9 protein-coding genes and 1 pseudogene are annotated in these 15,948 nt (G+C 68.4%); all 10 read right to left on the bottom strand.

Annotated elements, in window-relative coordinates:
• Positions 1–13 precede the first annotated feature (13 nt).
• The 10 genes and pseudogenes from murB to O8I58_RS18255 all read right to left on the bottom strand — a co-directional run bounded on the left by murB (position 14) and on the right by O8I58_RS18255 (position 15,776).
• Positions 14–1,054, bottom strand: a complete 1,041-nt coding sequence (murB, locus tag O8I58_RS18210; RefSeq protein ID WP_298319237.1) for a UDP-N-acetylmuramate dehydrogenase — start codon at positions 1,052–1,054, stop codon at positions 14–16.
• Complete coding sequence (locus O8I58_RS18215) at positions 1,051–2,106, bottom strand: quinone-dependent dihydroorotate dehydrogenase (RefSeq protein WP_298319240.1); 1,056 nt, start codon at positions 2,104–2,106, stop codon at positions 1,051–1,053. The genes murB and O8I58_RS18215 overlap by 4 nt, the downstream gene beginning before the upstream one ends.
• A 4-nt stretch (positions 2,107–2,110) precedes the next feature.
• Complete coding sequence (locus tag O8I58_RS18220) at positions 2,111–2,395, bottom strand: DUF4190 domain-containing protein (RefSeq protein ID WP_298319242.1); 285 nt, start codon at positions 2,393–2,395, stop codon at positions 2,111–2,113.
• The gene (locus tag O8I58_RS18225) at positions 2,392–3,183 is read right to left on the bottom strand and encodes a class I SAM-dependent methyltransferase (RefSeq protein ID WP_298319244.1); all 792 of its coding nucleotides are present in this window, start codon (positions 3,181–3,183) and stop codon (positions 2,392–2,394) included. The genes O8I58_RS18220 and O8I58_RS18225 overlap by 4 nt, the downstream gene beginning before the upstream one ends.
• A 384-nt stretch (positions 3,184–3,567) precedes the next feature.
• Positions 3,568–5,355, bottom strand: coding sequence for a Mur ligase family protein (locus O8I58_RS18230; RefSeq protein ID WP_298319248.1), 1,788 nt, complete (start codon positions 5,353–5,355; stop codon positions 3,568–3,570).
• 207 nt (positions 5,356–5,562) lie between these two features.
• Complete coding sequence (gene cphA / locus O8I58_RS18235) at positions 5,563–8,364, bottom strand: cyanophycin synthetase (protein WP_298319251.1); 2,802 nt, start codon at positions 8,362–8,364, stop codon at positions 5,563–5,565.
• An 8-nt stretch (positions 8,365–8,372) separates the two neighbouring features.
• Positions 8,373–9,215 (bottom strand): cyanophycinase, encoded by an 843-nt coding sequence (locus tag O8I58_RS18240; protein WP_298319254.1) that lies wholly within the window; start codon positions 9,213–9,215, stop codon positions 8,373–8,375.
• A gap of 207 nt (positions 9,216–9,422) precedes the next feature.
• Positions 9,423–11,969 (bottom strand): beta-galactosidase GalA, encoded by a 2,547-nt coding sequence (galA, locus tag O8I58_RS18245; RefSeq protein ID WP_298319257.1) that lies wholly within the window; start codon positions 11,967–11,969, stop codon positions 9,423–9,425.
• Positions 11,966–13,024, bottom strand: a pseudogene (locus tag O8I58_RS18250) (arabinogalactan endo-1,4-beta-galactosidase); the annotation flags it as partial. The gene galA and the pseudogene O8I58_RS18250, both read right to left, overlap by 4 nt.
• A 118-nt stretch (positions 13,025–13,142) precedes the next feature.
• On the bottom strand, positions 13,143–15,776 hold the full coding sequence (locus O8I58_RS18255) for a TonB-dependent receptor (RefSeq protein WP_298319259.1): 2,634 nt from the start codon (positions 15,774–15,776) through the stop codon (positions 13,143–13,145).
• Positions 15,777–15,948 lie beyond the last annotated feature (172 nt).

Below are 15,948 nucleotides of genomic sequence, written 5' to 3' on the forward strand. Positions count from 1 at the left end.
ACCGGGGTGGGGATCACCAGTGGTCCCCGACGATGCGTGGCTCCGGTTCGATGGCCACGCCGAAACGCGCCTGGACCGATGTGGCGATGTCACGCGCCAGCGCCAGGACCTGCGCGCCGCGGGCATGGCCGTAATTGACCAGGACCAGCGCGTGATCGGGCGACACACCGGCATCGCCGTCGCGGTGGCCCTTCCAGCCAGCCTGTTCGATCAGCCAGGCGGCGGAGAGCTTGCGGTTGTCGGCGGCATCGCCACTGAACACCGGCAGGCCGGGGAATTCCGATTCCAGCCGGTCGGCCAGGCTCGCGGCCACGATCGGGTTCTTGAAGAAACTGCCGGCGTTGCCCAGCACCGAGGGATCGGGCAGCTTGCGGCTGCGCACGCGGATCACCGCCTCGGCCACGTCGCGTGCGCCCGGATGTTCGACGCCCATCTCGGCCAGTTCGTTGCGCAGGCCGGCGTAATCCATGCGCAGGCTCGGCGTGCGCGACAGGGCGAAGGTCACCGCGGTGATGATCCAGCGCCCGGCCTGGCGCTTGAACACGCTGTCGCGATAGCCGAACGCGCACGCGGCGCGGTCCAGCTGGCACGGCGCACCGGTATGCAGGTCGAAGGCTTCGACGCGCTCGATCAGCTCGCCCACTTCCACGCCATAGGCGCCGATGTTCTGGATCGGGCAGGCGCCGGCGGTGCCGGGGATCAGGGCCAGGTTTTCCATCCCGCACAGGCCCTGGCCCAGGGTCCACAGCACCAGCTCGTGCCAGGGCAGGCCGGCTTCGGCGCGGACCAGCACGCGCTCGCCGTCGTCGGCCACGATGGCGACGCCACGTGCTTCGAATGACAGCGCCACGCCGTCCAGGTCACCGGCCAGCAGCAGGTTGCTGCCGGCGCCCAACGGCAGCCACGGCAGGGACGCCAGTGCCGGCAATGCCAGAGCCGCGGGCAGGGCGTCGAGGTCGTGCAGCTCCAGCAGCCAGCGCGCGGACGCGTCGACGCCGAGGGTGTTGCGGGAGCGGAGCGGGGCGTGTTCCGTCAGGCGCCAGGCGGCGCTCATACCGGGGCGACCGCGCCGCGGCTGGGCTGCTCGCGGCGACGACGGATGGCTTCCACGCAGTCATACACCAGCGACGGGCCCTGGTAGACCAGGCCCGAATAGACCTGGGTCAACGCGGCACCGGCGGACATCTTGGCCACCGCATCGGCGCCGGAGGTGATGCCGCCCACGCCAATGATCGGAATGTTGTCCGGCAGGCGCGCGCGCATGCGCCGCAGCACCATGGTCGACTGCGCCAGCAGCGGTGCGCCGGACAAGCCACCCGCCTGGCCGGCATGCGGATGCGCCTGGACCAGGCCGCGGTCGATGGTGGTGTTGGTGGCGATCACGCCATCGACCGACAGATCGGTCAGCACCCGGCAGACCGCGTCGATGTCCGCATCGGACAGGTCCGGTGCGACCTTGACCAGCATCGGCACGCGCTTGCCGTGCTTGGCGCCCAGGGCTTCCTGCGCCTCGCGCAGGGTGCCGATCAGCTGGCGCAGCGCCTGTTCTTCCTGCAGTTCGCGCAGGCCGGCGGTGTTGGGCGAGGAAATGTTGACGGTGATGTAGTCGGCCAGCGGGTACACGCGTTCCAGGCAGAACAGGTAATCGTCGGCCGCCGACTCGTTGGGCGTGTCCTTGTTCTTGCCGATGTTGATGCCGAGCAGGCCGCCGCTGCGGCGCGCGCGCTGCACGTTGCGCACCAGCACATCGACGCCATCATTGTTGAAGCCCAGCCGGTTGATCACCGCCTTGTGCTGCGGCAGGCGGAACATGCGCGGCTGCGGATTGCCGGCCTGCGGGCGCGGGGTAACGGTGCCGACTTCAACGAAGCCGAAGCCCAGCGCCAGCAGCGCGTCGATGTGCGCGCCGTTCTTGTCCAGGCCCGCGGCCAGGCCGACCGGGTTGGGGAATTCCAGGCCGAAGACCTTGGTCGGCATCGGCCTGGGCCGGCGCGTCAGCAGGCCGGAAGTGCCGGTGCGATACGCAGCTTCGATCGCGCGCAGGCCGGCGCCGTGGGCGCGTTCGGCGTCCATGGCGAACAGGAAGGGGCGGGCAAGTCCATACATCGGTTCAATGGCTCAGTGCAGCGATGGCGGCAATGCCGCCGAAAAAGAGGAGGAAGGCCGCCACGCTGGCAATCGCCAGGCCGATCGCCAGCCAGCCCAGGATCAGTCCGGCCACGGCCATGCCGTCGCCTTCGATCTGGCCGCCGCTGCGGCGGATTTCCGCGCGGGCCATGTGCCCGGTGATGACGGCGGCGATGGCGCCGATGGCGGGCAGGAAGGTCCAGCCCAGGATGCCGAAGACCAGCGACACCACGGACAGGCTGCTGGTAGGGCGTGCGATGGCGTTCATGGGCGTTCCCCTGTGGAATTCACCTCGACAAGGGTACCGGCAAAGGCGCGGGTGTCGTAGTCGAAACCGACCTTGCCGTCGATGGCGGTCGCATCGAACAGCACCTGCAGCGCGGCCAGCATCGGCGCGTAGCGGGGATGGCCTTCCTGCGGGGCGTAGGACGAGGACAGCAGCCGGCCGCGCAGGGCGTCGAAATCCAGCTGCTGGCCGTGGTCGAAGCGGGCCATGCCGCGCAGGCCGCCGTCGAACCAGGCTTCCATCGATGCATCGTCGTTGTAGCGTTCGGACACGCTGGAATAATCCAGCCCGTAGTCCAGCAGCAGTTGTTCGTAGCCTTCCAGGAACGGCGTGCCGGCCAGCCGGCGCGAATTCCAGAACACCACCGCCAGCCCGCCCGGGCGCAGGATGCGCCGCCACTCGGCCTTGACTGCCTGCTGGTCGAACCAGTGGAACGCCTGTGCCGCGGTCACCAGGTCCACGCTGGCATCGGCCAGGCTGGTGGCTTCAGCCGTACCGGCGGCGGTGGCGAAGCGTGCATCGCCGCCCAGCCAGTCTTCCGCAGCCGCGCGCATGGCGGCGTTGGGTTCGACCGCAGTCACCGGATGGCCGGCATCCAGGAACAGCTTGCAGGAAATGCCGGTGCCGGCGCCGATGTCGGCCACGGAAGCATGAGCGGGCACTTGCAGCTCGCGGTGCAGCCAATCCACCAGGGCGGTCGGATAGTCGGGTCGATAGCGCACGTAATCGGCCACGCGCGAGGTGAAGCGTTCAGTGGAGTTCAGCGCCATGTGGGGTTCCTTCGCAGCTGTCCCGCGAAAAGCGCAGGCCTGAGGCGATGGGGGCGCGCAGGTAGGGCTTTCCGGGATGCCGCAGACAGGGGGGGGCACGGCATGGCCGGCGATTTTAACAGGCGGAGTCGCTCCGTCGTTGCCGCGCGCTACGCAATGGGCCGATCCTCTGTAGAGCGGAGCTTGCTCCGCTGGGCTCTCCCGTGATCCGCCCGATATAGAGCGGAGCTTGTGGCAATCCCCTTTTGGGGACTCCGCCGGGGCTCTCCCCCGTGCTCTGGATGAAAGGAGGTCCTGTAGAGCGGAGCTTGCTCCGCTGGGGCTCTCCTGTGATCCAACCGAAAGCAGCGGAGTCCCAAAAAAGGAATTGCCACAAGCTCCGCTCTACAGGTTTTCGTCTGCTTCGGCAGGTGGCGGGGCCGGCACCGGCTCCCCCGGTCGCCAGCCGGTTTCGACCATCTGGTCCAGCAGGGCGACCACGCGTTCGCGCGCATCCAGTTCGTGCACGGGCAGGACCAGCAGGTCGCCTTCGCGTGCCCAGGTCAGCGGCGCACGCGCGGCTTCGACTTCATCCATGCGCAGGGCAATCGTGCCCAGGGCGATCCCGTCGGCCAGCAGCTGGGCGTGCATGAGCCCGGCCACCTCGCCCGGCGCGCGGCCACGCGCATAGCCCGGCAGGTCCTTGAGGACCAGCAGCTCGGGCCGGTAGGCCGCGGCAATGCTGGCCACCGCGCGCAGGTCGGCGTCCTCGCGGTTGCCGGCGCCGCCCAGCACGATCGCCAGCCGGCCGTCGCGTTCGCCGGCGCCGACGGCATCGAGCAGGCCGCGCAGGCCGTCCGGGTTGTGCGCGTAGTCCAGGTACACCTGGACATCGCCGAAGGCCCAATGCTGCAGGCGGCCGGGGTTGTCGTGCGGGTCATGGCCGAAGCGCGCCAGGACCTGCGCGATCGTGGCCGGGGCGATGCCCAGTGCGCTGGCTGCCAGCGCAGCGCCCGCCAGGTTCTCGATGTTGTAACCGGCGCGATTGCCCAGGCTCAGCGGCATGTCGGCGGTGGCGCCCAGGTCGTGGTCTTCGCCCGCAAGCGACAGCCAAAGATGGCCCTCGCGCACGCCGCAGGCGGGCTGGTGGCCGGCCCGCTGCGCGACCAGCAGCGGATGGTCGAAATCCCGCGAATGCCAGGCCAGCGGACACGACAGCGCACCGGCCTGCGCGCGCAGCAGCGCATCGTCGGCGTTCAGCACCAGCCGTCCGCCTACGCCAATCGCACGCGCCACGGTCAGCTTCACCGCGGCCAGGTCGTCGAGTCCATGCACGCCGTACTCGCCGAAATGGTCGGCGGCGACATTGGTGACCACTGCGACGTTGGCGCGGCAGGTCGCAAGGCCACGGCGCAGCATGCCGCCGCGCGCGGTTTCCAGCACGGCGGCCTGCGCACGACCCTGGCGCAATGCGGTGCGGGCACCGGTCGGGCCGGAGAAATCACCGGTTTCCAGTGCCTGCCCGCTGAAAAACACGCCATCGGTACAGCTGTGCGCGGTGCGCCAGCCGTGCGCTTCGCACAGCGCGGCCAGCAGGCGCACGGTGGTGGTCTTGCCGTTGGAGCCGGTGACCAGCGCGGTGGGTACCCCGTGCAGGCGCGGCCACGGGATATCGGCAGGGTCGGGGAGTTCGTCCAGGAACCAGCTGCGCGCGCCATCGCCGCTGCCCAGGGTCAGTTCGTCCTCGTCCAGCAGGAAGGGCAGGTCATGCGCGTCGGCCTCGGCCTGCAGCGCGGCCAGCTGCGGCATGGCTTCGGCGGCGGCGGATGCACGTAGCGTCCGCAGGGCCGATTCGACATCCCACACCGCCGCATGGCCGGGTGCGTGGAAGCGCTCGGCTTCGCTGCCGGTGGCCTGCCACCAGGCCCACTCGTTGACCTCGGTGGCGGTGTAGAGCTGATCCAGCGGCGCGGCAAACGCCAGGGTCACGCCGCTGGCATGCACGCGCTGGTGCACGGCATCGTCGGGCCAGCCGAGCGCGCGCCGCATCTGTCGCACCAGGCCGCGCCAGCGCGTGGGCGCGATGCTGTCGAAGGCCAGCCCTTCGGCGGACTCCAGCGCCGCGCCGGTGCCGGCGAAATAGACGTTGCAGCCGGTCAGGCGGCGGGAATCCTGGAACGGCTCAGCAAGCATGCAGATCCTTTTGCGTACGACCAGGGCGAGGCGCCGCTGCTTGTCCTGCGCGCATCAAGATGCTGGCGTCATCCCCCCGAACGCGGGGACCGAGCGCCTCTGCTTCGCGGAACGAAGGACGCCGGATGACCAGCCGTTCGGCTGTTGTAGAGCACTTCGCCGCCTTCGCGGGAATGACGGCTTCCGGGGCATGCGTGGGCTGCTGCATTAATCGCTCTGCTCATCCACGCGTTCGAACACCAGGCCGCGCTCGTCGCGGACCATGCCTTCCAGCATCGCGGCCAGGGTGTCGTCGATGTCCTGATCCTGCGTGATCGGCGTTTCGATCACGGGTGCACTGACGCGCGCTGCGTCGCCAACCGGTTTGAACTTGGTGATCTGCTTCCAGGTGCGCGCCAGTGCGTCGGCGAAGATCAGCAGCAGGTCGCCGGGCTGGCCCATGTGCAGCGCAGCGTCGACGGCTTGTTGTTCGTCCGGGATGACGGTGATCGCATCGCTGGCGACGCCGGCGTCCTGCAGCGCCCTGGCGACGATGCGCGGCACTTCGTCGCCATCGCGGCCGCGCAGCGAATCGTCGCGGCGCACCACGTAATGGTCGAAGCGACCCGCGACCGCATTGGCGATTTCCGCCAGGTCCTCGTCGCGGCGGTCGCCCGGCCCGGTGACCACCACGATGCGCCGTCCGGGCACGTCCATGCGCTGGGCCAGGTCGGCCATCACCCCCACCGCGTGCGCGTTGTGGGCGTAGTCCATCAGCACCTTGAAGGGATGCTCGGCGAACAGGTTCATGCGGCCCGGCGCCTGGTAGAAAGTCGTGTCGAAGGTGCGCAGGCCCTGGCGGATCGCTTCCAGCTTGATGCCCAGCGAAAACGCCATCGACGCGGCGAACATCGCGTTCTGCACGTTGTGCAGGGCGCGGCCTTCCAACGTCGCCGGGACCAGGTGCGTCCACATCAGCGGGATGTGGCTGCCCTTGTCGTAGAGCGTGATCATCTGGCCGTTGACGCCGCCTTCCAGGGCGCAGGCGCGGCCACCGGCGCGGATGTGTTCGCGCACCAGCGGATGCGAGGGGTTGGTGGTGACGTAGCAGATGGTGCGCGCGTCGGTGTAGGCCGACATCTTGATCACGTTGGCATCGTCGGCGTTGAGCACCGCGCAGTCGCGCGCCACTTCCACCACGATGCGCTTGACCTCGGCCAGCTGCTCTAGCGTGTCGATGCCCTTCAATCCCAGGTGATCGGAGGCGACGTTGAGCACCGCGCCGACGTTGACTTCCGGCACGCCCATGCCGGCCCGCAGCAGGCCGCCGCGCGCGGTTTCCAGGATTGCGATGTCGATCTGCGGATCGCCCAGCACCATGCGCGCGGACACCGGCCCGGTCATGTCGCCTTCCACCGTGCGCTGGCCGTCGATGTAGACGCCGTCGGTGGTGGTCATGCCCGGCGTGTAGCCGGCCATCTTGGTGATGTGCGCCAGCATGCGCGAGGTGGTGGTCTTGCCGTTGGTGCCGGTGACGGCGGCGACCGGCACGCGCGCCGGCGTGCCCGGCGGGAACAACATGTCGATCACCGGCCCGGCGGCGTCGCGCGGCGTGCCTTCGCTGGGCGCCACGTGCATGCGGAAGCCCGGCGCAGCATTGACCTCGCAGATCGCCCCGCCGATGGTCTTGTAGCTTTCGGCGATGTTGGGGCTGATGAAGTCCACGCCGCCCACGTCCAGGCCGATCGCGCGCACCGCGCGCACGGCCATGTCGCGGTTGTCCGGGTGGATGATGTCGGTGACATCGGTGGCAGTGCCGCCGGTGGACAGGTTGGCGGTGGAACGCAGGAACACCACTTCACCCTCGGCCGGCACCGAGAAGTGGGAATAGCCCACGCGATCCAGCATCAGGTCGGCCTGTTCGTCCAGTTCCAGCTGGGTCAGCACTTTCTCGTGGCCGATGCCGCGGCGTGGATCGGCGTTGACCCGGTCGACCAGCTCGGCGATGTCGGCGATGCCATCGCCGACCACGTGGCCGGGCGTGCGCCGGGTCGCGGCGATCAGTTCGCCATTGACCACCAGCAGGCGATGGTCGTCGCCGGCAATGAAGGTTTCCACGATCACCGAACGCGAATGCTCGCGCGCGGATTCGAACCCGGCGCGCACTTCGTCATCGCTGGAAATATTGATGGTGATGCCGCGGCCGTGGTTGCCGTTGTACGGCTTGGTCACCACCGTGCCGCCCAGCCGTTTGGCCGCGCGCACCGCGCCGCTGGCCTCACTGACCAGCAACTGGCGCGGCACTGGAAGGCCAAGCCCGCCGAGGATGTTGTTGGTTTCTTCCTTGTCGCTGGCCAGCTCCACCGCGATGTGCGGCGTCTTGCCGGTCACCGTGGCCTGGATGCGCTGCTGGTACTTGCCGTGGCCGAACTGCACCAGCGACTGGTTGTTGAGGCGGAACCACGGGATGCCGCGGTCTTCGGCCGCCTTGACCAGCGATGCCGTGGACGGTCCGAGCGCACGCCGCTGCGCATAGCGGATGAATTCCACCCGCGCGGTGTCCCAGTCCCAGTCTTCGGCCAGCTTCTCGCTGCCGCGCAGTTCGGCCGGCACCAGCGAGGTCAGCAGCTTCACCGCCAGTTCGCCGGCGGCGATGCCTTCCTCGCGCTGGACGTATTCGTAGACCACGTTGTAGACGCCGCGGCGGTTGTCGCCCACACCGCGGGTCTTGCCGAAGGTGACGTCCTCACCGGCGATGTTCTGCAGCTCGATGGCGACATGTTCCAGCACATGGCCCAGCCAGGTGCCTTCGCCTTCGCGCATGCGCCGGATCAGGCCGCCGGGTTCGCGGTACGAGCAGCCATGTTCGGCCAGGCCGGGCAGGGCCGCGACCAGGCCATCGACGAATGCGCTCCCAAGCCTTGCGGTGGGCCAGTCTTCCAGCGCCTCCAGGTCCAGCTCGAGCTTGATGACCGGGAAGTGCGCGTACAGCGAGGGACCGACGTAAACCGAACGCTCAAGGACGCGCATGCACTACCTCATGTCTTGGAAGGGGAGAGCGAGCCTGCCGACGCCTTGCGGGTGGCCAGGTTGAAGGTGGCACCGGCCAGCAGGATGTGCATGGTCATGCCCAGCATGCACACCGGCTGGTTCTCGCTGGCATCGGCCATCGAGGAAAAGCTCAGGTCGCCGGCATCGACCACGGTGACCGAGCCGGAGCCTTCGACTTCCAGCGTGTTGTCCGGGCCGATGAAGGCCGCGGTGTCCTCGTCCAGGCCGATGCCGATGGCGAACGGGTTGTAGGCCAGCGCCGCGATCAGCCGGCCCAGGCGATCGCGCTGGCGGAAGTGCTGGTCGATCACGAAACGGTTGGTCAGGCCCAGCCCCGGCGCCAGGCGCACCGAATCGGCCTGCGGCGCCGAGCCTTCCTTGCCGAACGCAATCATGTGTTCGGACAGGATGCTGGCCCCGGCGCTGGTGCCGCCGACGGTGACCCCGGCCGCATTGCAGGCGCGGATCATCTGCGCGGCGGGTGTGCCGCCCAGGATGGTGGACAGGCGCAACTGGTTGCCGCCGGTGAAGAAGATCGCGCTGGCGCGTTCGATCCGGTCCAGCCGGCCGCTGTCCTGGCAGTCGCGGCGGGTGTCGAAATCGACCACGTCCACCTTGCGCGCGCCCAGTTCGCCGAACAGGCGCTCGTAGCGCGGCCCGGTGTCGCGCAGCTGGCTGGCGGTGGGAATGACTACGATCTCGGCCTGGTCGCCGCCGGAGACCTCGACGAACCGTTTCAGGATGCGCGGGCTTTCACCCTTGTTTTCAGCGCCCCCGATGGGGACGATCCAGCCTCGTTCGTCGCCCTGGGCGACCTTGCTCGGACACATGACGGCTTGTTGAACTCCAGCGGAAAGGACAGAGCCGGTTGCGCGCCTTGGGCAGCGCCGGGACGCCGGCGCCATGGGCGCGACGACCCTGGCCGGCACGGTAGCACGCAGCCGCGCTGGCCCCGCGTCGGGCCAACGGCAGGAAGGAAAAAGAAACGGCGAAGTTGCCCGCGCCGTGGTGTCAGCCGGTGTCCGCAGTGCGATGGCCTAGCTGGCCGATGTGACCGGCAGCGTATGGCTGGCTGCGCGCAGACCGCGCACGGTGGCACGGATCTGGACGGTGCCGGTCCCGGCCTTGCTCTGCAGCACGGCCATGCACAGGCCGTTGAAGGTCCTGCGCTGAGTGGCCTTGTCGGCCTCGTGGCTGGAGGGGTCGCCATTGCCTACGCCGATCACCTGCGCAGGGCCGCTGACGGCGAAGGACACCAGATGCGCCGCGTCGGGCACCTGGATGCCCTTTGCATCGACCACCTCGGCCACCAGGATCGCCACGTCGCGGCCATCCCCGCGCAGCGCACCGCTGTCGGTGCGCAGGACCACGGCTGCTGCGGGCCCGGCGGTGTGGCGCTGCTGGCGCAGGACCTGCACCCCGCCGCGGAAGCCGCGGGCTTCGATCTGGCCCGGGACATATCGCACGCGCCATTCGACATGCCCATGCCGTGGCACCTCGCGCCGGCCCATGCTGACGCCGTTGACCAGCAGTTCGACCTGTTCCAGGTTGCTGTGGCACCACACATCCACCATGCCGTTGGCGACCTCCGGCAGGGCGTCCCAGTTCCAGTGCGGGAACAGGTGCAGCACCGGTTCGTCAGTCCACTGCGCGCGGTAATACCAGTAGTTGTCCTTGGGAAAGCCGCAGCTGTCGAGCACGCCGAACTGCGAGGCCACGTTGGGCCAGCGGTTGTAGGGCGTGGGCTCGCCGCGATAGTCGAAACCGGTCCAGATGAAGCCGCCGGACACGTACGGGCGCTCGGCCACGAACGCCCACCACGCCTCGGAGGTGGATGCCCACCACGGGTGGTCCATGTCGTAGGCGCGTGCGTAGCCGCGCTCGGTGTCGGCGAAGTAGTTGCCGCGCGTGGATACGGTGCTGGCCGTCTCGCTGCCGTACACCGGGATCTCGGGATAGCGCGCGTGGAAGGCGTCGAGCTGGTTGGTGCGGTAATTGAAGCCCACCACGTCCACTACCTGGCTGACGCCTTCGCCAAAGCCCTTGTCCATGGCGAAGGTGGTCGGGCGGGTCGGATCGAGCCGCCGCACCAGTCCCTGCATGGTGCCCACGATGCGCACGCCACGCTCGGTGACCATCTGCGGTTCTTCGTTGCCCAGTGACCAGGCAATCAGACTGGGCCGGTTGCGGTCGCGCAGCAGCAGGCGGCGCAGTTCGTCCATTGCCTCCGGGTCGGAGGACATGCGTCGGGTTTCCTCGATCACCAAAACGCCCAGCTGGTCGCACAGGTCCATCAACTCCGGCGTGGCCGGGTTGTGCGAGGTGCGGATCGCGTTGCAGCCCATCTGGCGCAGCTGTTGCAGGCGCCAGGCCTGCAAGGCATCGGGAATGGCCGCGCCCACGCCTGCGTGGTCCTGGTGGTTGCAGGTGCCCTTGAGCTTGAGCGGCTGGCCGTTGAGCAGGAAACCGCGCTGCGCGTCGAAGGCGATGTTGCGCACGCCGAAGGGCGTGTGCACCGTATCGCGCAGCACGCCGCCCACGCGCACCTCGGTCACCAGCTGGTACAGGTGCGGGGTCTGGGTCGACCACAGCCGTGGGGCGGGGAAGGCCAGGGTCTGGCTCAGTGTGGCTTGGGTGCCCGCCGGCAGCAGGACGGCAGGCAGGGTGGCTTGGGCAACTTGGCGCTGGTCCTGGTCCAGCACGCGCACGCTGGCCACAGCGTTGGCCGGCTGGGCGCCGTCGTTGCACACGGTGATGTCCACCGGGCCGCGCGCCTGTCCCTGGTCGGGCTGGCAGCGCACGGCGATGCCGCCGAAGGGCACGTGGACTGGATCGTGCTTGCGTAGCCACACGTGGCGGTAGATGCCGGCGCCTTCGTAGAACCAGCCTTCGCCCAGCGTGGCGTCCACGCGCACGGCGATGACGTTACGCTGGCCGTAGTCCAGCACGTCGGTCAGGTCGACCTCGAAGCCGGCATAGCCGCTGGCATTGGCGCCCACCACGTGCCCGTTGCAGAACACCAGGCAGTCGCGGAACACGCCGTCGAACTCCAGCACGATGCGGCGGCCGGCGTCCTGCGCCGGGATGTCCAGCGTGGTGCGATACCAGCCCACGCTGGTCTCGGGATAGTTGCGGCCCAGCGGCCGGTAGCCGTGCGCGGCGGCCGGGTCATCGCCGGTGGCCGGCGCGTCGGGGTTGGGCACCAGCGGCAGCTCCACCGCCCAGTCGTGCGGCAGGCTTACCGCGCGCCAGTCGCTGTCGTCGAAGGCGGCCATCGCCGCCTCGGCGGTGTCCTTGCCAGCCTTGGCGTAGGTGCGCTGGTAGGTACCAAAGCCGAAGTCACGCGCCGCGTCGTTGGCGTGTCCCAGGTGGAAGCGCCAGCCATCGTCGAACGCGTGCCGCTCGCGCTTGCCGGGCGTTGCGGTGCCGGCTGCCGCCGCACCGGCCAGTGCGCCGGCCGTCACCGTGACACCGGGCGGCTGCGGTGCGGACAGCCCCATGGCGCGGCCGGTCGCGGGCAGTGCGGCGGCCACGCTGCCGGCCATCACCGAGAGCAGTACCTCCCGTCGCGTCAGCTCGGTCACGGCGTCGTGCCGGTCGGCAGGCGATACGGGTGGCGCAGGAAATTGATGCCCGGCAGCAGTTCGTTGCCGTGGTTGAAGTCGAAGAACGTGGCGTTCTCCCACGACGAACCGGTGCCCCAACGGGTCTTGCAGCGGCTGCTGGTCCAGTCAGGCGCCCAGTAGATCACCCCGCTGCCGCCGGTATCGGCCACCAGTTGGGTCAGGTCGGTCAGGTAGTGCAGCTGGCCATCGGGCGTGGCCGGATAGCCGGGGATCAACGAGTCTTCACCCAGCAGGTTGCCCGAGGCATCGCCAAAGGCCAGGGTCCACGGATAGGACGTCTCGGCGATCACCACGTCCTTGTCCGGATAGGTTTTGCGCAAGCGCTCGATGGTCTGGCCCAGCTCGGCCATCGTCCGGCTGGACCACTTGCGGTAGTAGCTGATGCCGATGATGTCGTAGCCGGTCACGCCGGCCTGGGTGGCTGCGGCAAACCAAGGCTCCACGTTCTCCGGCTGGGCGATGTGCAGCATGACCCGCGGCTTGATCTTCGACTCGGTCGCGGCGTCGTGCACGGCGCGGATGCCAGCGTTGAACAGCGCCGCATTGCGCGTCCAGTTGATGCGGTCCTTGGCCTTGTCCCAGACCTTGCTGCTCATCAGTTCGGGGTTGGTCTCGTTGCCCACCTGCACCATTTCGGGCATCAGGCCTTCACGGTCCAGCGTCCTGAGCGTGTCGTAGGTGTAGTTGTAGAAGGTCTGGGCCAGCTCGGCGGTGTTGGGCACCTCGGCCCAGGCCTTGGGGATGTACTGCTTGTCGCCGTCGGCCCAGTCATCGGAGTAGTGGAAGTCCAGCAGCACTTCCATGCCCTGTTCGCGTGCGCGGCGGATGGTCTTGCGCACGTCGGACAGGTCGCTGTAACGGGTCCAGCGGGCGTCGTTCCAGAGCCGCACGCGGACCAGGTTGGCGCCATGCTGCCGGAACAGGCCGTAGACATCCTGCGGCTTGCCGTTTTCGCGGTAGACCACGCCGCAGTCTTCCATCTCGTTGGCAAAGGACAGGTCCACGCCCAGGTAGAACGGGTGGGCGGCCTGCTGGGCCATCGCCGGGGCGGCCCACATCGCCGCCGCCAGCACGGCGGCCCATCGCCAACTACGCTTGATCGTCACGAATCGCACCTCTTGGGTCTGCTGCTCAGAACTTGAACGTCACGTCCAGCGCGATGCGCCGGCCGTAGAGCTGGTAGCCGCCGTCATCCATGTTGGCCAGCCGATAGGGCCGGTTGTCGGTGTATGCGCGCATGGGCTCGTTGGTCAGGTTGCTGCCCTGCAGCTTCACGCTCCAGTGGTCATTGAACTGCCAGCCGATGCTGGCGTCCCAGCTGCCCATGCTGTCCAGGCGCACCAGGCTGGCTGCGTTCCAGCCGTACACGGTGGTGTAGGGGCTGTGGTAGCTGTAGCCCACGCGTGTTTCCAGCTTGCCGTTGCTGTACCACAGGTCGATGTTGCCGGTCCTGCGGGCCAGGCCGCTGAGCGGCAGCGGGTTGTCGGACGGGGCGAATTCCTTGAGGTTGGAATCCACCAGCGAGAAGTTGGAGTACACGCCGAAGTTCTCCATCCCCGGGATGAACCAGAATGGGGTCTGGAAGGTCAGCTCCACGCCGTTGATGTACCCGCCGCCGCCGTTGTATGGGCCGCTGATCAAGTAGTCGTTGCCGTTGATGGTTTCGTGCTCGGTGCGGTAGCCGATGCTCGAGTCGACCCACTTGCGGTACAGCGCCAGGGCGGCCATCGATTCCTTGCGGAAGTACCACTCGTAGGACAGGTCCAGCTGGGTGGCGCGGAACGGATCGAGCTGCGGATTGCCGCCGTTGCCGGTGAGCTGGCCGCTGACGGTTGCGGGGTTGTCCAGGAAGCGGCCGGTGCGCAGTTCGTCCAGCGGCGGGCGCGCGACCACCTTGGCCACCGACACGCGCAGGATCTTGTCCTCGGCCAGCAGGAAGTTGGCCGTGGCGCTGGGCAGCACGTCGGTGTAGTGCTTGCTGGCGTGGCTTGGCGCGTAGGTGCTGCCGTCCTGGGTGTCGTAGCCGTCACTGGTGGTACGGGTGTTGACCAGACGCACGCCGGCGTTGCCGGTGACATCCACGCCAAACCAGGTGGAACTGAAGACTGCCTTGGCGAAGGCTTCCTGCACTTTTTCACGCACTTCCCAGTGGTCGAGCATCTGCTCGGCCAGCAGCGAGGGCGCAAAGCCGCCAAAGCCGACCGCGGCGATGGCATCGACGTCGCCGGAGTAGACCGGCGGCACGTTCAGGCCCGGGATTTCTGCTGCCTGGTACAGGCCGTCGTAGGCGGAGATCGGCTGGTCGAAGCCGCTGTAGTTGGCCAGCCAGTGGCGGTTTTCCTTGACCCGGTCCGAGGCGCGCGCGCCGAACTCGATCCGGCTGATGACGCCGTCCAGCTGGCGGCTGGCGTTGATGGCAAGCGCGGCGATGCGGTCGCGCAGTTCCTGTGGCTCGTCACTGCCGGAAATGCCCCAGGTCGGCGTGGACGAGCTGACCGCGATCCACGGGGCGTGGCCGGGTGCGAAGTCCCAGGAGATGCTGTCCGGGTTAAGGCCGAATTGCACCGAGCGCCAGCGGTTGGTGCGCTTGGCCTGCGAGGCGGACAGGTCGGTGTCGATGGTCCAGGTCTCGCCGCTCCAGCGCCCGTTGAGGCCGCCGGCGGTGAGGGTCTTGACCTCGTCGTACTTGGCGATGACCTGGTCCATTTCCAGCGGGGTGCCCCACTCGGAATTGACCATCCTGCCGCCGACCACGTTGTTGTCGATGATGTGCACCGACGAGCCGGGCTGGGCGTACTGGTTCCACCACGAGCCGCTGCTGTAGTCCCAGTTGCGGAACCAGCTCTGCATCTGGTCCTCGTCGATGCGCACGCGCGAGTACAGCGCATCGGCCTTCAGTTCGAAGTTGCCACGCCGCCATTGCAGGCTTGCCATCGCGCCGGTGCGCACCTGGTCGACCAGCTTGAGCTGGTCGGCCGCGCCCCACGGCGTGGCATCGGCATCGCCGTCGCCATCCACGTCGCGCGCAGTGGCCTGGTCGGTGTAGCCCCAGCTGCCGATCAGCGAGTTGGCGTTCTTCTGCTTCTGGTAGGTCGCGCCGATGGCAATGGCCAGATCGTCGTTGATCTTGTGCACCCAGCTGGCGCCAAAGCGGTTGCCCCACGGGCTGTAGCCGTCCACGTCCTTGCCCTGGTCGTAGAAGACCGGGCCGGCGGTGCCGACGAACTGCGGGCCGGTGTAGTCCAGCGGGCTGATGGTGGAGATGTCCACCGTGGCGGCGATGCCGCCGGCGATCAGGTCGGCCGAGGGCGACTTGTACACCTTGACCGTGGAGACGATCTCGGTGGGGAACACTTCCCAACGCACCGCGCGGTCCGGCTCGGAGGAGGCGATCTCGCGCCCGTTGACCGTCCCCATGGTCATGCGCGGACCCAGTCCGCGCACCGTCGCCAGGCTCGCGTTGCCGCGGTCCAGCGTGGCGCTGACGCCGGGCAGGCGCGCCAGTGCCTCGGCCACGGTCACGTTGGGCATCTGGCCCATGTTGTCGGCGGAAATGACTTCCACCACGTGATCGTCGACCTGCTTGACCGACAGCGCCTTGTCCAGCGCGGCGCGCTGGCCGGTGACCTTGACGCTGTCCAGGGTGGTGGGCGAGGTGACCTGGTCAGTCGTAGCCGGCGTGTTGGCTTCCTGCGCCAGGGTCTGGGCCGCGGTGGCAGACAGCGCCAGCGCGATGGCCACCGGCAGCAGGTGACGTGCGGACATCATGGAACGGCCCCGGTTGCACGAGGCGCGTGGAGAATGCTGAGGCATGTTTGTTCCCTCCCAAGGACAAAGCCGGCCCGTCTGATCTGGTTGTGTGTTTCAGGGCGGCCTGTGTGCCGTCCAATGCGCCTGATCCACCCGGATGCTTCCGGGGGGCGTCCATGCCGCACGC

The sequence above is a fragment of the Pseudoxanthomonas sp. genome (assembly GCF_027498035.1).
Lineage (GTDB): Bacteria > Pseudomonadota > Gammaproteobacteria > Xanthomonadales > Xanthomonadaceae > Pseudoxanthomonas_A.